The 18,233-nt window shown below is 43.5% G+C and carries 16 protein-coding genes; 13 read left to right on the top strand and 3 right to left on the bottom strand.

The window, feature by feature from the left end; genetic code table 11:
• Positions 1–191: 191 nt before the first annotated feature.
• A complete protein-coding gene (locus tag FD04_RS04870; protein WP_056947436.1) occupies positions 192–2,093 on the bottom strand; it encodes a flavocytochrome c in 1,902 nt (633 codons plus the stop codon).
• Positions 2,094–2,301: 208 nt separating this feature from the next.
• Between FD04_RS04870 and FD04_RS04865 the strand changes: the two genes are divergently transcribed.
• The 6 genes from FD04_RS04865 (at position 2,302) to FD04_RS04840 (ending at position 9,106) form a co-directional block, all read left to right on the top strand.
• Positions 2,302–2,676, top strand: a complete 375-nt coding sequence (locus FD04_RS04865) for a hypothetical protein (protein WP_054698927.1) — start codon at positions 2,302–2,304, stop codon at positions 2,674–2,676.
• Between the two features lie 549 nt (positions 2,677–3,225).
• Entirely contained in the window at positions 3,226–4,617 is a 1,392-nt protein-coding gene (locus FD04_RS04860) for an amino acid permease (RefSeq protein WP_056947434.1), read from the top strand.
• Between the two features lie 391 nt (positions 4,618–5,008).
• Positions 5,009–6,178, top strand: coding sequence for an iron-containing alcohol dehydrogenase (locus tag FD04_RS04855; RefSeq protein ID WP_056947433.1), 1,170 nt, complete (start codon positions 5,009–5,011; stop codon positions 6,176–6,178).
• Between the two features lie 427 nt (positions 6,179–6,605).
• A complete protein-coding gene (locus FD04_RS04850) occupies positions 6,606–7,205 on the top strand; it encodes a hypothetical protein (RefSeq protein ID WP_235805646.1) in 600 nt (199 codons plus the stop codon).
• Between the two features lie 177 nt (positions 7,206–7,382).
• Positions 7,383–8,405 carry an SH3-like domain-containing protein gene (locus FD04_RS04845; RefSeq protein WP_056947429.1) on the top strand — a complete coding sequence of 341 codons (1,023 nt, stop codon included), beginning with the start codon at positions 7,383–7,385 and terminating at the stop codon, positions 8,403–8,405.
• A gap of 86 nt (positions 8,406–8,491) precedes the next feature.
• Entirely contained in the window at positions 8,492–9,106 is a 615-nt protein-coding gene (locus FD04_RS04840; RefSeq protein ID WP_235805645.1) for a hypothetical protein, read from the top strand.
• A 202-nt stretch (positions 9,107–9,308) separates the two neighbouring features.
• Here FD04_RS04840 and FD04_RS04835 read toward each other — a convergent pair whose 3' ends face one another.
• Positions 9,309–9,824, bottom strand: coding sequence for a helix-turn-helix domain-containing protein (locus FD04_RS04835; RefSeq protein ID WP_054698938.1), 516 nt, complete (start codon positions 9,822–9,824; stop codon positions 9,309–9,311).
• A gap of 212 nt (positions 9,825–10,036) precedes the next feature.
• Between FD04_RS04835 and FD04_RS04830 the strand changes: the two genes are divergently transcribed.
• The 5 genes from FD04_RS04830 to FD04_RS04810 all read left to right on the top strand — a co-directional run bounded on the left by FD04_RS04830 (position 10,037) and on the right by FD04_RS04810 (position 13,855).
• Positions 10,037–10,480 (top strand): LytTR family DNA-binding domain-containing protein, encoded by a 444-nt coding sequence (locus FD04_RS04830; RefSeq protein WP_054698940.1) that lies wholly within the window; start codon positions 10,037–10,039, stop codon positions 10,478–10,480.
• Entirely contained in the window at positions 10,477–10,947 is a 471-nt protein-coding gene (locus FD04_RS04825) for a DUF3021 domain-containing protein (protein ID WP_056947425.1), read from the top strand. Before FD04_RS04830 ends, FD04_RS04825 begins: the two co-directional genes overlap by 4 nt.
• A 258-nt stretch (positions 10,948–11,205) precedes the next feature.
• Positions 11,206–11,601, top strand: a complete 396-nt coding sequence (gene rbsD / locus FD04_RS04820; RefSeq protein ID WP_054698944.1) for a D-ribose pyranase — start codon at positions 11,206–11,208, stop codon at positions 11,599–11,601.
• Positions 11,602–11,668: 67 nt separating this feature from the next.
• Positions 11,669–13,033 carry an L-fucose:H+ symporter permease gene (gene fucP / locus FD04_RS04815; RefSeq protein WP_054698945.1) on the top strand — a complete coding sequence of 455 codons (1,365 nt, stop codon included), beginning with the start codon at positions 11,669–11,671 and terminating at the stop codon, positions 13,031–13,033.
• A gap of 402 nt (positions 13,034–13,435) precedes the next feature.
• Positions 13,436–13,855, top strand: a complete 420-nt coding sequence (locus tag FD04_RS04810) for an Hsp20/alpha crystallin family protein (RefSeq protein ID WP_054698949.1) — start codon at positions 13,436–13,438, stop codon at positions 13,853–13,855.
• Positions 13,856–13,939: 84 nt separating this feature from the next.
• On the opposite strand, the gene FD04_RS04805 is transcribed toward FD04_RS04810, so the two are convergent.
• Complete coding sequence (locus FD04_RS04805; RefSeq protein WP_056947423.1) at positions 13,940–14,788, bottom strand: aldo/keto reductase; 849 nt, start codon at positions 14,786–14,788, stop codon at positions 13,940–13,942.
• Positions 14,789–14,981: 193 nt separating this feature from the next.
• On the opposite strand from FD04_RS04805, the gene FD04_RS04800 reads away from it, so the two are divergent.
• Together FD04_RS04800 and FD04_RS04795 are read left to right on the top strand one after the other, a co-directional pair.
• Entirely contained in the window at positions 14,982–17,309 is a 2,328-nt protein-coding gene (locus tag FD04_RS04800; protein WP_054698951.1) for a cation-translocating P-type ATPase, read from the top strand.
• Between the two features lie 153 nt (positions 17,310–17,462).
• On the top strand, positions 17,463–17,981 hold the full coding sequence (locus tag FD04_RS04795; protein WP_056947420.1) for a DUF1836 domain-containing protein: 519 nt from the start codon (positions 17,463–17,465) through the stop codon (positions 17,979–17,981).
• The last annotated feature ends 252 nt before the right edge of the window (positions 17,982–18,233 follow it).

Genomic DNA, 18,233 nt, shown 5'->3' with positions numbered 1-18,233 from the left:
GTGAAATTGTTCTGGTTTCATCGCAGTAAAACCGGTGATATCGCTTAAATACGGAAAATGTTATGAAATCTGTTCGTATAATACGGGTTTGTCCCGGAACAGTTAAATATCTCGTACGACCGCTGAGTCGCGCGAGATATTTTGATGGTAATTGTTAAATTCAGTCGAATAGGTTAGCTGTAGGATCAAGTTTAGTGAACGGATGCCGATGTCACGGTGTCAATGAGTTCATCGCCAGCAGTTTTGGCAGCAATCGGTCCAAAGGTAAAGATGTCAGCTAAGGAATTACCACCCAAACGGTTACCAGCATGAATACCACCAGCGACTTCGCCGGCTGCGTAGAGGCCCTTGATTGGTTGGCCAGCCTTATCGAGGACGTGGGCGTGTTCATCAATCGTTAAGCCACCCATGGTGTGGTGAATGGCCGGTTTACGAGGCGTTGCGTAAAATGGTGCTTGCGTCACTTTTAAATCAAAGACGTTTTTACCAAAGTCTGGATCGCTACCTTGGTCAACGTAGCTGTTGTAGGTAGTAACGGTTTGTTCAAGTGTCTCGGGATCCACACCAATTTGGTTTGCTAAATCAGCCAGTGTATCAGCCTTGAATAAGCGGCCATCTTTAACTTGTTGTTCAAGTTGTTCTTCACTCGTATTGTAAGCCGTCTTCTTGATTTCGTTATCTGCGATGAGGTAGAAGAGACCACCATTATCAAACGCAGCTTGAGCAAGAACGTCACGTTCGGCAAACTCGTTTACAAAACGCTTACCTTGTTGGTTAACCATTAAGAAGTTAGCCGGTGGGCACTGAATGCCAGAGAAGAGCTCGCCAGTCTTTGGGTCAGATACGGGCATCATTTGAATAAAGCCCATGCCCGTTAAGTCGGCGTTGACGTGTTCAGCCAAGGCAATCCCATCACCCGTGATGGTTGGGGCGTTGGTGGTGGCAATATCATCGTCAATGTTGTTCCAGTAAGTGTTGTACTTTTGGACTAATTTGGTGTTAGCCCCGAAGCCACCAGAGGCAAGAATGACGGCCCTAGCGTGAACGGTAAAGGCATGGTCACCAGGCTTCTCAACAAGGACACCACTGAGAACACCCTTGGCGTAGAGCAATTTAGTGACAGGACTATCGGTAAGGATCACACCGCCATTATGCTTCACGTAATCACTTAATGCTGAAATGTAGGCAAAGCCAGCATCTTCAACTGGCTTATGACCACGCCGCCAAAGCGCACCGACTGGCATGGTCACTTCGTTTTCGTCAAATTTAACGCCGATTTTCGCTAACCACTTTTGCGATTTAAGTACGTTATCGGTCAAGGTTTTAACTAAGTTGTATTTACCATAAATGCGGTTGCCTTGTAAGTCAGTTCGAGTACCACCGAGATAGGTCTGGATGCGATGTAGTTCAACTGAATCAAACAAGTAAGGGGTCTTACCCTTGATGTCCTCAAAATAAGCTTTGATTTGAGTTTGTAACGTCTTGAAATCAGCTTGGTAGTCTTCGTCAATGTCATCGACTGACATGTCTAATAGGTTTTGTAGTGTCTGGTCCTCACCTGGTAGTGCATCAAAAGTGTTTTGCCAGGTCGGATCAGCGGCGTTCATTGGACCACCGGTACGGATGGTGTTGCCACCAAGAGCAGGGGCTTTTTCGAGTAAAACAACCTTTTGTCCTTGGTCGAGGGCCGTTGCTGCCGCAGCCAGCCCAGCACCACCGCCACCAATAATAACAACGTCGGTTTGCAAATCGGTGTTTTCAGCAACTGCCGGCGTGTATTTATCACGGGCTTGCCACTCACTAGCATCGCCACCGGCTTGGTTAACTGCATCGGCGACACCGTCTAAGATGCCACGGCTGGTTTCGGAAGCACCAGTCACCGCATCAACGTTTAGTGTCTGTCCGTCGACAATTGCGGTAGGAATTCGATCGTAAACGACGTCGCTGATACCACGGGTCTCACTTTTAGCGTCAATATCAATTGATTCGATCCGGTCTTCGGAGAAAGTCACGTCCATTGGGAAAGACCCGTTGTGACCAGTTGCCGTAACGGTGTATTTGCCGGGCTTAAAAATTTGCTTATCGTTTGCCATTTGATTACGTCCTTTATTTTAGAGTTAAATGTTAGCGTATACATGGTATAGTTTATCACGAAATGGTGAAAAGTCGGGTGTCATTGTTTGCATTAGAAAAGAAACGTAAGCGCTTTAATAATTTGCGAAATCACACAGCAGATTCTGACCATTCTTGCCAATCAGTGCTAAACTAGACTTGTAACACAAATCAAAGGAGATCTTAGTTATGGCAACAAAAAGTGCAGATAAGGGCGCAACAACCAAGCCGGCTTTTGAATACACGGACGAAATGATTCAAAAGGCTGCCGACCTGATTGCCAAGCAAGGTTACGTCACCCGCAAGGACATTCCAGAGATGAAGGACCTCGACTGGGCTTACGGTTTAGGTGAAAAGGTGGACCAACATTTCGTTGATGAAACGGCTGGTCGCTATATTTATCACGAAGATTTTGATTACGCCGGTGGTGACATCGCTGCGATTATTTTCGATATGGATCAAGTTAAGACCCGTGATGATGCGCTCCACAAGTTAGGTGAAGTATTAGGCGATAAAATCATCAATGGTAACCTGGACGAAATTGAAAAAGATATTACCAACTAAAAATTGTTTCGCTATTTGGCGACTTTAAATTAATGCGGTGTTTGCCTGTGATGGTAGACAGCGCATTTTTTGTGATTGGGATTTATTTAGATAGTCAACTTGGTTAGCTTTAACGGCCACCTCCGGTCGCCAGCGCTTTTGGGTACTCGTGGCTGTGGGACCGGCTACAACCGCTTCGCGTTTTCCGCCTCGAGTCAGAGCCTCAGAAACCGAGTCTCTGCCCCGTCCAATGTTGTAAGCTTGAAGCAAGACACGATGGTTCTGTGTCTCACTTCAACCTAACAACATTTATCACTGCCACCAGTACCCAAAAGCGCTGGCGACGCTCCGGCTCATATCATGCATTCTGACAACCGAGTGTGTCCAGCCATTTCAGAATTACGCGGACTATACTCGGCTGAAGCTGGTCCCACAGCAACTGGTCAAAGTTGCTTGTCGGAGTGACAGTGGCAGACAAAACTTACTGTTCTACTTGAATGAAATGGTTACTGGTAAATACGTAATTGTGCTATGCTAAACCGTATACTTGAACTAACTTGGAGAGAGAAAATGAAACGAAAAGTGCAACAAGCGCCAGCCTTACAGCGTTCGATGACAGCTGGTCAGATGGAAATGATTTCCCTTGGTGGGGCAATCGGTGTCGGCCTGTTCATGGGGTCTACAGCAACCATTAAGTGGACTGGGCCATCAGTGTTACTTGCCTATATGTTTGTCGGTTTGATTTTATACATTGTGATGCGAGCGTTGGGTGAGATGATTTACATCAACCCTGGAACTGGTTCGTTTGCCGATTATGCGACCGAATACGTTCACCCACTCGCAGGTTACTTGGCAAAATGGGCCAACGTTTTCGAGTACATTGTGGTTGGCATGTCAGAGGTGGTGGCCGCTACGGAGTATTTAAAGTATTGGTGGCCTAACATTAATACGTTTACGAGTGGTTTAATTATCATTTTATTCTTGGTTTCAGCCAACCTTGCCAGTGCTAAAGCGTATGGTTCACTTGAGTTCTGGTTTGCAATGATCAAAGTCATCACGATTATCATGATGATTTTACTTGGGTTTATGGTGATTTTTTTCGGCCTTGGTAACGGCGGTCATCCAGTCGGGTTTAGTAACCTATGGGCGCATGGCGGTTTCTTTACTGGTGGTGCCCGTGGCTTTTTCTTCTCGATGTCGATTATTGTTGGGTCATATCAAGGCATTGAACTGCTTGGTATCTCAGCAGGGGAAGTGGCGAATCCGCAAAAGGCGATTATCAAATCAGTTAAATCGGTCCTGTTTAGAATTTTGATTTTCTACGTTGGCGCGATTTTTGTGATTGTTACGATCTATCCATGGAACCAGTTAGGCTCGATTGGGTCACCGTTCGTTTCAACCTTCGCTAAAGTTGGTATCACGGCTGCTGCAACGGTGATTAACTTTGTGGTTCTAACGGCGGCGTTATCAGGTGCTAATTCTGGTATTTATTCGTCTAGTCGGATGCTGTATAAGCTGGCCCACGAAGGTGATGCGCCGAAAATTATGGGGCGCTTGTCCAAACGAATCGTGCCAGATGCCGCGATTTTAGGTATTTCTGGTGGTATTCTCCTTGGCTTTATCCTTGATATGGTGGCGTCGATGTATAGCCAGTCAACCGCTAACTTGTTTGTGGTGGTGTTCAGTTCATCGGTTCTGCCCGGAATGATTCCCTGGTTTGTCATTTTGTTAGCCGAATTACGTTTCCGTAAAAATAATGAGATGGTGATGACGGGCCATCCATTTAAATTACCGCTTTATCCGTACTCGAATTACTTTGCCATCATCATGCTATTAGTGATCGTCATCTTTATGTTCATCAACCCGGATACCCGGGTTTCGGTGATTGTTGGGGCAGCGGTCCTAATATTGGCAACAATATTCTACCTCGTTCGACACCGCGGTGATTTGCGATCAAATTAAAGGCGTTTTTGGATGATATCGTACAGTAACTAATTAATAAATATTACAAATTATTTGTTAACCTCGCCAGATTTATCGGACGAGGTTTTTAATTTGTTTGAAACTCAAAATAGTTAACAGTATCATTGATTTTTCAGACTTTAACGGCATAGTTTAGGTGATAAACTTTGTGAAATTAAAAATTAGTTGAGGGCATGAATAATGTGCAAATTTTGTTAAACTTGTATGTGAAAATTGTATAATAAAATGAAGAATATGCCGATATATAAGGTTTTATTAAGCTTTTTAAATTTGAACAAATTACACTTTAACCGTTTACATTTTTTGAATATAGTGCTATCATTCGATGTGAAAATGATAACATACAAACTATATTTTAGGAGTGTAAATCATGAAGGAAAACTTTGATTTCTTAATGCCTAGCGTTAACTTTTTCGGTAAAGGTGTCATCAAGAAGATTGGTGACCGTGCCAAGATGTTGAACATGAGTAAGCCTTTGATTGTAACTGATAAATTCTTGCGTGGCATGGACAATGGTCCGGTTGCACAAACGTTAGCTTCATTGGACGAAGCAGGTGTTAGCTACGCCATTTACGATGGTGTTGAACCAAACCCTAAAATTCGTAACATTAAAGAAGCTAAGCAAGTTTATTTAGACAACGGCTGTGACAGTATCATCACCATTGGTGGCGGTTCTTCTCATGATGCTGGTAAGGGTACTGGTATCCTGTTGACTAACGGTGACGATATTACCGCTTTGGCTGGTATCGAAACCTTGGAAAACCCATTGCCACCACTGATGGCGGTTAACACCACTGCCGGGACTGCTTCAGAATTAACCCGTCACTGTGTGATCACTAACGAAGAAACAAAGCTGAAGTTCGTCGTTGTGTCATGGCGTAACGTTCCACTTGTTTCATTTAACGATCCAATGCTTGAATTAGACGTTCCTAAGGGCTTAACTGCCGCTACTGGGATGGATACATTCGTTCAAGCCATCGAACCATACGTTTCAACTAACCGTAACGAATTAACTGACGGTCAATGTATCCAAGCAATTCGTTTGGTTGAAGATAGCTTACGTGAAGTCGTTGCTAACGGCCACAACGTTGAAGCTCGTACCAAGATGGTTGAAGCTGAAATGCTTGGTGGAATGGCCTTCAACAACGCCGACCTTGGCTACGTTCACGCCATGGCGCACCAATTGGGCGGTCAATATGATGCCCCTCACGGTGTTTGCTGCGCAATGTTGTTACCAATCGTTGAAAAGTACAACATCCAAGCTTGTCCAGAACGTTTCGCTGAATTAGCTGAAATTATGGGTGAAAACACGGATGGCCTTTCAACACGTGATGCCGCTGACTTAGCTATCAAGGCAATGCGTCAGATGTGTGACGATGTCAACATCCCACGTTCAATCAAGTCAATCGGTGCAAAGCCAGAAGACTTCGAATTGATGGCTGAAAATGCTTTGAAGGACGGTAACGCCTTCTCTAACCCTCGTAAGGGGACTAAGGAAGAAATCGTTGCTTTGTTCCAGGAAGCTTATGATGCAGAATAGAGACCGAGACATCAGTCGTTTAGATGCCAGAATGTAAGACAAATAAGCCGGGTGTGCATGAACTTTGTGCACACCCGGCTTATTTGTCTTACATGGCCGGCATCTGACTGATGGCTCGGCTTTAGTCAATGTAACAAGATTAATAAAAAGGGAAATGCCGGTTTTTGGGCACTTCCCTTTTCTGTCGTTTTATGCGGCCGGAGTCTAAGCGAATTTTTTGCATGGATTTCGGAAGTCAGATGATTTTAGCACCACGATTTAAGAATATTTTAGAAAAGTTCTTTTAAGAATTAGATACAATTCTGAAAAAGTGATTCGTAGTTGAGATATGCTTAAAATTAAGAATATTATCTTGGAATGAGGTAAAACGATGAAGCGACGTTGGCCCAAATATTTAACATTTTGCATCACCACAATTATCTGGATAATGGTATGGTACGCTCGACGATATCTGTTTAACGTTTCAGTTATTGGTAATGGTTCAGATAACTTGGTGGTAATTGGCTGGGTGCTGTATGTCGGCTTACCACTAGGTTACTTGGCTTTTAGTGTGTATCGTTGGCAAAAGGATGGTCAAAGCAGTTGGTTACTTTTTGCAGGCCTCGTCATCTTACTAACGGTGTGTTCTGATACATTTGTTTTGAGTATTGCTGCCTATGTAGGAATCGTTTTACCCGCGTTGATTTTTATGACTGCCGTGATATTTACCATGAGTTTATATGGTTCTGTCAATCGGCGACTATTCAAATGGTCTGTTCTGGTTGCTTCTGCTGGCACGCTGGTGTGTTTACTCACACCACAATTAGCAGTGCGTTTATACGTTGCAGGCTATGACTTTCCAACTAACGCGGTGCGTACAACGCTCGTTGGTTCTGTAGCGGATGGTTATGGCTTTAGTAAACCGGATATTATTGAACCTGGAATGGCGTCCATGGGGAATACTTCCGAAAATGCCACGTTGCAAGTCAATGTGCGCCAAATTGGGTTTATCTATCTCCCCTATGAAGATCAATGGTGGGTAATGTAGTGCAAGCCGTTGGGGTGAGCTTTTGCTGGACCTTAGCGTCACTTTCCGGTAAAATGCATTTCTAACCATATCCATTACTTAAAATTAATCCTATATAAAACTTTGACTATCAAGGTTAATAAGCGCAGGATGACAGTAGATAATAATGTCACTAAAGTACTAATTTGGGGGAATAAAATGAAAATATCAGGGGTAATGCTGTTAGCATTAGGACTGCTAGCAGGTGGCATGATGGGGCAAAGAGCCGCCGAGGCGAGTCAGTCGAACACAGCTTACGTTGTTAAAACGGCGCGCACAAAGGCGTATCACTTTAAGAAAACGATGACCTATACGGGTCGCTTAAAAAGCACGAAGGCACTGTATGTGAAAGTGAAACGGGTTCGGTATCGCAATCAGACTTATCTGGGCCTGAAGCGGATCGTTAATCAATCGAAGCTCAAGAATATTGGTAACGTGGTACCACTTCCTGTACCGAAAAATCCCATACCATTAATCTATGTTCGTCAGTCGTCCGTTAAGAAGGTCAAAACGGTATTGAGTCAACGACGAGTTAAAAAGACTGCTTACACATTGCAGAACACAAAGCATAATTTCTGGCAATCGCCAATTGATACAAGGGCTGCAAATAATGAGGTTCGTTTTGCCCGAGACCATGTTACTCAAACGCTATACGTCACTGAGACTATGACTACTCGACACGGACACTATGCTAAAGTACAGACGGCTGCTGGAAAATCGCTGGGTTGGATCTACCAGGCAGCCCTGCAAAAGGGGAGCTACGTCAAACCCATGACACTATTGCTAAAGGGCAATCAGCTTGATCAGTATTATTGGACGAACAACGACTATGGTGATTTTAAAATTGCCAGTCTCAGTGAACAGGGAACGTTAAAGACACTGATGATTCAAAACACTAATGGCACTGCGACGGTGCTCCATCTCAACGACGGAAAACTAACCTATTCGCAATTACCCCTTAATCGGAAGCTAACGGCCGAAAAAACACTAACAGCAAAGTATCACTACGGTAATGTGACTAAAGTGCGTTACTTGGCCAAACTACAGGTGATTCGGCTCTCAATCACATTAGCAAGCTTGGAACATTATGAGGGTGAAAGTTTTGACGGGGATGTGAAGGTTAAGGTTGGTACCGGTAGTCCGTTTGAGATTCAAGAACCTGTCCTAAGCTGGATTGCATAATGGTGAAACAAAGAGTTCAGCAGTGGTTGACATGGCCATATCTGGGGCTGCTTTTAATCGGTATGATTTACGCCATGCATCCTAGGATGGCAATGACGCAATGGTCACTCCTAAATATTAGTGCAGCACAAGTGTTGTGGATTGGATTAATGAGTTATCCCGCCACAATCCTAGTATGGTTCGTGGTAAATGCCTTGCATCGATTACGAACGATGACGACAACGCTGATTAAACCTAGTCGCCGATTGCTGATTGTCGGGTTACTCGCGTGGGGACTATTCTTAATTATTGGGGTTCACAACGATCGAGTGAATAAAACGCAACCAATGCAAGCCGTTGAGACAACAATCAACCACGCTTTGAAGTCATCGAAGCCCCAACAACTACGGAACGGGTCAGATGGTTCGACACCGACTTATCGCTTATTAGCAGACGGCCAATTGGTTAATTTAGTCGCTGTTACGTACCAGACTGACCGTGAAGCACAGTATACTGGCACGCTGTTCGTCAGGCATAAAGCCTACAACGTTAAAGTGGTCGTGCGCAAAACACGTCATTTCTGGCGAACGACAACCCAGATTCGACAACTCAGCGTTGTTGGTAAAGCTCGGTACAACGATCCGTATTCGACTACTTGGAATAAAAAAATTGATGAAGATGCCGTTTTGCTAACTGGCTCATTAGCCAATTGGGCTGGATGATTGTCATTGGGTTTGGGCCAATCGTTTGATTATATATTTACTGGAAAACGAAAAAACATTAGAGAAGAAACTGGGAAATAAGTCTATATTTGCAAAAATCAAGTTCCGTCCGTAGAAGTGAGAAGAAGCGTGGATTCCTACAAAATCAGGAATCTACGCTTCTTATTTGTTCTATTCTGGGCCTAAGCGAGTTCTGTCCCACTCACTTTTGGCCTACACCAGCCAAAAAGCCTTGTAATAAATCATTGAAACTAGGAATTAAGTATAGCGTTAGTACGATGATGGCAAGAATGACACTCCGCCTCGTGATGGCTTGATTAATTTTTCGCCAATCAACGGTAAAAAGTAGCCAGATTAAGCAGATTTCAGAAGCGCTTTGAAGCCATGGTGTGATGACTGAGAAGTTTACTCGCAATATCAGGAGTGAAACAAAACTAACAGCAGCCAGCAAGATGCTGCCCCATAACACCTTTTCCGATGAGCTAAAACGAGAGGGCGACGTGAGGTGGTTCATCAGGTCATCATCTGCGCGAACCAAGTCGTCGATTGATAATTCAAATAAATCGCTAAGCGCTACCACGTTGGCAAAACTTGGTAGTGCGGTGTCCTGCTCCCATTTTGAAATCGATTGACGTGAGATATGTAGTTTATCCGCCAATTCTTGTTGTGACCATTGATGTCCCTCACGTTGTTGTTTAATTTGCACCCCAATTTTCATATTATTGCTCCTCCAGTTAATTGATATCAACAGTATACCTGACAAGTGCTTAAATGTGATTGGACCGACGCGCACTTACTGGTTGCACTGCTGATTTTGCGCTGTAAACTTTGACGGGCGACCACTTATCACAGTTGGAGGACCGATTAGTCAATCGAGCTGGTTAATTGAGGTGAAGTTCGGTAAGCTAAGTTCAAAAGGGGGGCTGACGGATGAAAGTAATCTTTAACTTGGCTGAAAAATTTGCGCAACCATTTATCAGCATTAACGCTCAACGACAGAACGAAGATTTATTAGCGTTGTCAATTGCGATTGATCGACTTGTTAATCGGATGACGATTATTGGCAATGATGGTAACGAGCAAACGGTGATTCCGCTGTATCAGGTGATCCGGTTTTATACCCGTGATAAAAGTGTTGTTTGCGAGACGGATGAACGCGTATTTCGAATCAATGAACGATTGTACGAACTTAGAAAACAGCTTAGTGATTTTGATTTCATTGCAATCTCCAATTCGGAAATTGTGAATCAGACCGCTATTGCGTCCTTCTCGTTATCCAAAACGGGTCAGTATCACATTAATTTAACGACCGGTGCAGTAGCTTATCCGTCACGACGGTATCTCAAGCAGATCAAGGAGGCGATTTTGAAATGATCAGTAAAGTGATTAATCGATTAGTCTTTGGCGGTGCGATTGGTGTTACGGTAGGCTTTCTCATCGCGTTAGGGACTTCATTAGCCTATCAAAGTGATACGTTTATGCCCTCTAGTCCGGCGTTTGTTGGTCGGTTCAGTACGAACACTCAGGCGACCTTGATCTCGGCGGGGCTTTGGGCGTTGATGGGCGTAACGTTTAGTGTTGGTAGCTTCATATTTGAGACGGCTTACTGGAGCATTACGAAACAAACGGCAGTTCATCTTGTGGTGACGTACGCACTGTTCACACCACTTGCGCTTCTGGCTGGTTGGTTCCCATTAGATCATGAATGGTTAGTTAGCTTCTCAATTGAGTTCCTCGTAATTTACCTGATTATGTGGATTATTTTTATGACGATAGCAAAAGCGCGAGTTAGAAAATTGAATGAAGCGATTAAAAAAGATCGTGAATCTTTTTATAATTAAATCGAAAATGATAGAGACAATAACCGCATAATAACAGCGTATGCGGTTATTTTTTGATTTAGTGAAACGTTAAACTTAAACAATTTTCTGTTTGAAAGTTGTTGCAATCGTTTTCAGACTATGCTAAAGTATCAAACGTTAGTTAAGAAATGCGATATTTTACGTGAAGTAAAACGGTTTACGATATTTTGCTATTATTTTCGCGCATTTCTTAAGAAGTTGTAGTATATAGTCGGATTTGTGAAAGGATGCTTTATTGTGAAAAAGACAACTGTCATTAACTCAGAGCTTTCAACTGTGATTGCCGGAATGGGTCACATGGATTGGTTAAGTATTGGCGACGCTGGTATGCCAGTACCAATGGGCACAAAGAAAATTGATTTGGCTTTAACGAAGCAACTACCTAGCTTCATCGACGTTTTGAAGAACATCTTGAGTGAACTCGAAGTTCAAAAGATCTACTTAGCGGATGAAATCAAGACGCAAAACCCAAAGCAATTAACGGCTATCAAGGAATTGTTGCCAGATGTTGAAATCGCCTTCATGCCACATTCAGACTTGAAGAAGAACTTGGCCAACACCCACGCCTTTGTTCGAACTGGTGAAATGACACCATTCTCAAACATTATTCTCGAATCAGGCGTTACTTTCTAAGTTATTTTAGTTGACGTAAAACGTTTTATGTAATTGAATTTGCCATTATCTAAGGAGTGTAAACAAGATGCAACAGACTGCTCAAAAGCACCATGGTTGGACTCAACTGTCCGACGGTTATTTAAGCAAAACACCGATTTTTCAGTTTATCTTAGTGTCATTGATTTTCCCACTTTGGGGCGCTGCCGCTAGTTTAAACGATATTTTAATCACTCAGTTCAAGACGGTTTTCCAATTGAACGATGCTTCAACTGCTTTCGTTCAAAGTGCCTTCTACGGTGGCTACTTCTTAATCGCGATCCCAGCTTCATTGATCATTAAGAAGATGTCATACAAGTTCGCAATCATGACTGGTTTGATTTTCTATATTCTTGGTTGTGCAATGTTCTTCCCAGCTTCACGAGTTGCGACTTACAGCATGTTCTTGGTTGCCATCTTCGCCATTGCGATTGGCTTGAGCTTCCTTGAAACTTCATGTGATACTTACAGTTCAATGCTTGGACCAAAGCAATTCGCAACGTTGCGTTTGAACTTCTCACAAACCCTTGTGCCACTTGGTGATATCACTGGTATCTTACTTGGTAAGTATTTGATCTTCGGTTCAGTTGGTAACTTGGCTGATAAGATGGCTAACATGCACGGTGCCGCTCGGATCGCTTATGGTGAAAAGATGCTGCAATTGACCTTGCGTCCATACAAGTACATCTTGATCGTATTGTTAGTGATGCTCATTATCTTCGCCTTGGTTCCAATGCCACGGGCCAAAGCAACTGCAGCCGCTGCTGAAGAAGAAGGTGCAATTGCTGAAGAAGAACGTCCTAGCTTAGGTGAAACCATCAAGTACCTCTGGCACAACACCGGCTTCAAAAAGGGTGTCTTCACTCAATTTATCTACGCCGGTTTACAAACGACTGTATGGTCATTTACCATCCGTTTGGCTTTGAACTTGAACCACAGTATCACTGATTCAGCTGCTTCAACGTTCATGATTTACAGCTACATCGCATGGTTCGTCGGTAAGCTGGTTGCCAACGTCTTCATGAGTCGTTTCTCAATCACTGGTACATTGTCTGTTTACTCATTGCTTGGTGTTGTCAGCTTGGTTATCGCATTTACGGTACCAAACATGACTGCTGTGTACGCTGCCATTATGACTAGCTTCTTCTTTGGTCCAGAATGGCCAACAATTTACACCCACACGTTGGACCAAGTTCACGAAAAGAAATACACTGAGACTGCCGGTGCCATCATTGTTATGGCTTTAATCGGTGGGGCGGTGTTCCCTGCTGTTCAAGGGTTAGTTTCCGACATGACTGGTTCAATGCAGTTCTCATTCATCGTGCCAGCATTACTCTTCCTTTACATCACGGTATACTTCTACATGGAATACCGCTTTGAAAAGAAGCACCCTGAATTGATGCAAGAACACTAAACTTAACACTTAATTCGAACAGGTACAGACTCAAGCAATTGGGTCTGTGCCTGTTTTTTTGTGTACGCTGCCACCTTCGGCCGTTGATTATTTTGAAAGAAAGATTCTGAATATGACAATATTTTAAGTCTATTCTAAGGTAGTAACGTTGCCAACTACCAGTTTAAGAGTATGCTGAGCACCAAACTTGATTAAGTCAATGACTGCTTGCTATCCTCGTGGTAACGGGAATAGTGATCAAATGGATAAAAATATTTTTAGCACTCAATAATTTAGAGTGCTAAATGCTTGAATGTTTGACCAATACTGACTATACTATGATTTGTAAGGTTGATAAGGACTTAACGAACACGATTCCATCAACTTTAATATTGAATTTAAAATTTGAAAGGGGTTTTTCCTATGACCAACTATTTAGCAAACAGAAACTTTAATGATTTGGACCCAATGAACTTCTTCAACGACTTTGGTCGCAAGTTTTTCACTGATGATTCATCGATGAAGACTGATATCAAAGAAACTGATGCGGATTACCAAGTTAACGCTGAATTACCTGGTTTCAAGAAGGATGGCATTCACTTGGATTATCGTGATAACACCCTACGGATCAACGCCGTTCATAACCTCGAAAAAGAAGATAAGGACGAAGATGGCCGCGTTCTTCGTCAGGAACGTAGCTCAAGCAATATCACTCGTAGCTTCTATTTACCAGGTGTTGACCAAGATAATATCAAGGCAACCTATGATGGTGGCTTACTGAAGTTGAGCTTGCCTAAGATGACTGAAGATCAAAAGGACAGTCATCACATCAGCATCGACTAGTCTACTCAAATCATCTTTGATTGCATTCCCCTTAAAAAAGGCGAATCCGTGAAATCGGATTCGCCTTTTTTGTCTTTAAATTATCTATTCATGATGCACTTCATACTGTTTCCCAAGCTCATAAACCAACTCAGGATCGTCGCCAGTCCGTTGGTTACGGTTCAACAGGTCGATCATGCCACATTCGTCTTCTGATAGTTCGAAATCAAGTTGGTAATTCTCGGCAATTCGACTTGGCGTTTTTGACTTTGGAATCACAGCCACGCCGTTTTGCAGGTGCCACTTCAAGATGAGTTGGGCTACCGAGACGTCATGGTGATCGGCCATCTTCTTGAGCATTTCGTTATCAAGCGTCACACCGCGGCCAAGTGGACTCCAGGCTTGAGTGACAATCTTATTTTCCTTGTCAAAAGTGACAAGTGGGCGTTGGTTCAAGTATGGATGACATTCAACTTGGTTGACCACTGGCATTTCCTTAGCGTGCGTCCTGAGTAGTTCAAGGTGGGCCACGCTAAAGTTAGACACCCCAATTGATTTAACTTTACCGTCCGCTTTGAGTTGTTCAAGGGCTCGCCATGTATCGAAAAAGTACTCGTGCATTGGCCAGTGGATGAGTAAGAGGTCTAAGTAATTGGTTTTAAGTCGTTGCAGTGAATCGTCGACACTTTCAATGGTATGGTCATAGCCCTGACTGAGTTCGGCCACCTTAGAGGTGATGAAGACTTGGTCGCGGGGAATCTGAAGGTTGATCAACGTCTGGCCCAGAAAGTCTTCGTTACGGTAAAACTGAGCGGTATCAAATAGGCGATAGCCCGCATCAAAGGCGGTTTTGATGCTTTGATCCATTAGTTCTTGAGTATTAATTAAATAGGTGCCAAAGCCCACTAACGGCATCGTATTGCCGTCTGCGAGTTGAATGGTTTGTTCTGTCATGTTAGTCGCTCCTTGTCGTACATCATTAACTTCTATACTATTATATCAAAAGCGCTTTCAATTGTTGCCTTTTGCTTAAAGAACTTATGCGATTGGCCTAAAAGGACAATCTTTTTGTACAATGATGGTAGTAGATATCAGAGCGCCAATGTAAAATGGATTGATTTAATATCGTGAAGAAGGGTGGTTCATCATGGCAACGTCGATACAGGGCCTTACTGAAAAAGAAGTTCAGCAGCGTATTGATGCCGGACAACAAAATGAACCCGCACCGTCCTTAACGCGGTCAGTGAAGGTGATTTTCCGGGACAACATTTTAACGTGGTTTAACTTAATTAATCTGATCTTAGGTATCCTCGTGCTGTTCACTGGGAGTTATAAAAACGAGTTGTTTTTAGGCGTCGCTGTTGTGAATACGGCGATTGGGATTTTTCAAGAAATTCGGTCGAAACGCCAAATTGATAAAATGAGTTTATTATCTGAAGCGACGTATCAGGTACAGCGAGATCAGCGCGTGGTGACGTTGCATCAAGACGCACTGGTCCAAGATGATGTGTTGATCCTAAAACGGGGCGATCAGTTGCCAGTTGATGCTCAGATTGTTGCAACCACTGGTATCGAGGTGGATGAGTCTCAGATTACCGGTGAGTCGACACCAATCGCTAAAACGGTTGGTGATGAACTCGTATCCGGTAGTTTTTTAGTGAGTGGTCAGGCAACGGTGCGCGCAACTCACGTAGGTGCTAAGAGCTTCATGAGTAGTTTATCCAGTGAAGTTCAAACCAGTGAGCGGTCTGACAGCCAACTGTTAACGACAATCAATCGCATTATTAAAATTTTGACGATCGTCATCGTGCCACTTGGTGGTGGTTTATTTATTTCTCGTCTGCTAGGACATAGCAGTATCAATCAAGCAATTTTGGGCACGACAGCAGCGATGATTGGAATGATTCCGGAAGGTTTAGTCTTGCTGACGTCAGTTTCGTTGGCGGTTTCGGCGATGAATCTAGCTCGGCGGCGAGTGCTTGTACGGGAACTACCGGCGATTGAAGGTTTAGCGCGGGTTGACGTGTTGGGGTTAGATAAAACCGGTACGATCACCAGTGGTAATTTGCAGTTCAGCCAAATCGTACCGCTTGGTAGTCAGTCGGTCACTCAGCTTGAAACCATAGTTGGTGGCATAGCCCGGGCGATTGGCGACGATAACGAGACGGCTAGGGCGTTGACCAGTGCATTACCTGATCCGAATTGGCAAGCTAAAACAACGGTACCGTTCTCCTCAGCCCGAAAGTGGAGTGGTGCAGCTGTCGAGCAGGGGAATTTTGTGATTGGCGCGCCAGAGTTTATTTTAAAACGAGTGCCTGATGATCTGGCCACTCAGATTCACCAGTACGCTGCTAAAGGGTATCGGGTGCTGTGCATTGCTCAGACCAGTCAGTTAACACCAGATGACCTTGGTGAGGTTAAGTTGCTAGGCCTGATTTTAATCGAAGATGAGATTCGAGAAAATGCGGTTGAGACCTTCCGTTATTTTCAAAATCAAGATGTTGCCTTGAAGGTTATTTCTGGCGATAACCCCACTACCGTTGCCAATATTGCGTCACGGGCTGGGATTGCTCACAGTGATCAACTAATTGACATGAGTTCACTGGGAGATGATATTGATTACGACGCGTTGGTCGCCAACTATACGGTGTTTGGCCGTGTGACGCCGACTCAGAAAAAACAACTTGTCATGGCTTGGCAGCGAGCAGGCCACACGGTTGCAATGACGGGTGATGGTGTTAACGACATCTTAGCGTTGCGACAGGCCAACTGCGGCATTGCGATGGCAAGTGGTAGTGAGGCGACGAAGAGTATCGCTGACTTTGTCCTCATCAACTCCAACTTTGACGCGATGTTGCACGTTTTAAACGAAGGTCGGCGCGTGATCAATAACATTGAGCGAGTTGCGTCACTGTACCTAGTCAAAACCATGTATTCAGTGGCCTTAAGCCTCATTTTTATTTTCATGATCAGTAACTATCCGTTTCAACCAATTCAGTTGACACCAATCTCAACGCTGACGGTCGGAATCCCCTCGTTTATTTTAGCGCTGGAGCCTAACCACCAGCGAATTACGGGTCAGTTCATGAAACAGGTGATGGTGATTGCACTGCCCGCGGCGGTTTGCGTGGTCACTTATATTATGGTGATCGAACTAGTGGGCGGCGTGCAGTTTAACCTCAATTATGCAGAAACTTCAACGCTGTGCGTGTTATTGACCGGTGCGGTGTGCTTGATTGCATTATTGATGGCAGCGAGACCCCTCAACCGGTTGAAACTCGGACTGGTCGTCTTAATGGCGGTTTGTTTCGTCATGGTGTTTGTGTTCTTCGGCCGACTCTTTTCGCTCACAAGTATCTTCAACTGGCAGATGTGCATATTCTATATTCCGTTATTAGTAACGGTGTACCCGTTTTTCTACGTTGTTCAAGAAATATTGGGTAAACGGATTTTTGGCAAAATTAAGTGGCAATAGTATTGATGTTCTTACTATATGGTGACGCATCATTGTTGATAATTTAAGTGTTTAGATGATAAATTTAAAATCATGGATTATCTAGTGATAAAGACTAGATGACCTGTTATAATGATACTAAGATAATCAATAAAAAGATGAGGAAGTGTCGATATGGCTGAATTTGATCAATATAACCGCTGGGAAGCTCAGATTAGACAGGTGCAATTGCCACATTGGAGTGAGTTACCAAAGTTTGACCTGTATATGGACCAAGTCATTGCGTTCGTAAACGATGCGATTGGGTCGTTGGGCGTCGAGGCGATGACGCCGGCGATGATCAACAATTACGTTAAGCACCAGGTCATCATTGCCCCAATCAAAAAGAAGTACCAAACGATGCAACTAGCTGACTTACTGCTGATTGGACTGTTAAAACCACTCTTTTCAACCGAGACGATTCGCCATGGAATCGACCAAGTAACTGCGGGGGACTTTCCAAAACAAGCGTATGATAATTTTATCGATGTCTTAAATGAAGCACTTCGTCAACTTGGCAAAGGAACGGCAGCGACGCCCGCCAAAAACTTAAACGAAAAGTTGATGCAGGTAGCCGTTAACACGATTATCAATCGAATTCAGTCGGAACAATTATTGAAGCTGATCGAAAAACCCATTAAAAAATTGAAGTAACTAGCAAAAAAGTTCCACAAATTGTGTGGAACTTTTTTATTTTGACCTTAAAGACCGTTATTACGGGATTCTTAAGCTAAATGAAAACGAAAATCCATGATTTATGAAAACTAAATGCGACTTAAAGATTTAATTCACAAGAGTAAATATTAAGCGCTTTCATTACCGATTTTATCATGAAAACAGCTAGATTAACTGTGATATCAATCTTTTTTCGAGGTTCAAATCGATCGTATATTAACTGAAACAGGA

Source organism: Secundilactobacillus odoratitofui DSM 19909 = JCM 15043 (assembly GCF_001434895.1).
Lineage (GTDB): Bacteria > Bacillota > Bacilli > Lactobacillales > Lactobacillaceae > Secundilactobacillus > Secundilactobacillus odoratitofui.
The sequence above is the reverse complement of the archived record's forward strand: the minus strand, read 5'-3'. Positions and strand labels throughout refer to the sequence as shown.

Excerpts from the sequence above, each read along its gene's own strand:
- FD04_RS04870 (WP_056947436.1), bottom strand. The coding sequence starts at position 2,093 with ATGGCAAACGATAAGCAAATTTTTAAGCCCGGCAAATACACCGTTACG.
- FD04_RS04865 (WP_054698927.1), top strand. The coding sequence starts at position 2,302 with ATGGCAACAAAAAGTGCAGATAAGGGCGCAACAACCAAGCCGGCTTTT.
- FD04_RS04860 (WP_056947434.1), top strand. The coding sequence starts at position 3,226 with ATGAAACGAAAAGTGCAACAAGCGCCAGCCTTACAGCGTTCGATGACA.
- FD04_RS04855 (WP_056947433.1), top strand. The coding sequence starts at position 5,009 with ATGAAGGAAAACTTTGATTTCTTAATGCCTAGCGTTAACTTTTTCGGT.
- FD04_RS04850 (WP_235805646.1), top strand. The coding sequence starts at position 6,606 with ATGGTATGGTACGCTCGACGATATCTGTTTAACGTTTCAGTTATTGGT.
- FD04_RS04845 (WP_056947429.1), top strand. The coding sequence starts at position 7,383 with ATGAAAATATCAGGGGTAATGCTGTTAGCATTAGGACTGCTAGCAGGT.
- FD04_RS04840 (WP_235805645.1), top strand. The coding sequence starts at position 8,492 with ATGGCAATGACGCAATGGTCACTCCTAAATATTAGTGCAGCACAAGTG.
- FD04_RS04835 (WP_054698938.1), bottom strand. The coding sequence starts at position 9,824 with ATGAAAATTGGGGTGCAAATTAAACAACAACGTGAGGGACATCAATGG.
- FD04_RS04830 (WP_054698940.1), top strand. The coding sequence starts at position 10,037 with ATGAAAGTAATCTTTAACTTGGCTGAAAAATTTGCGCAACCATTTATC.
- FD04_RS04825 (WP_056947425.1), top strand. The coding sequence starts at position 10,477 with ATGATCAGTAAAGTGATTAATCGATTAGTCTTTGGCGGTGCGATTGGT.
- fucP (WP_054698945.1), top strand. The coding sequence starts at position 11,669 with ATGCAACAGACTGCTCAAAAGCACCATGGTTGGACTCAACTGTCCGAC.
- FD04_RS04810 (WP_054698949.1), top strand. The coding sequence starts at position 13,436 with ATGACCAACTATTTAGCAAACAGAAACTTTAATGATTTGGACCCAATG.
- FD04_RS04805 (WP_056947423.1), bottom strand. The coding sequence starts at position 14,788 with ATGACAGAACAAACCATTCAACTCGCAGACGGCAATACGATGCCGTTA.
- FD04_RS04800 (WP_054698951.1), top strand. The coding sequence starts at position 14,982 with ATGGCAACGTCGATACAGGGCCTTACTGAAAAAGAAGTTCAGCAGCGT.
- FD04_RS04795 (WP_056947420.1), top strand. The coding sequence starts at position 17,463 with ATGGCTGAATTTGATCAATATAACCGCTGGGAAGCTCAGATTAGACAG.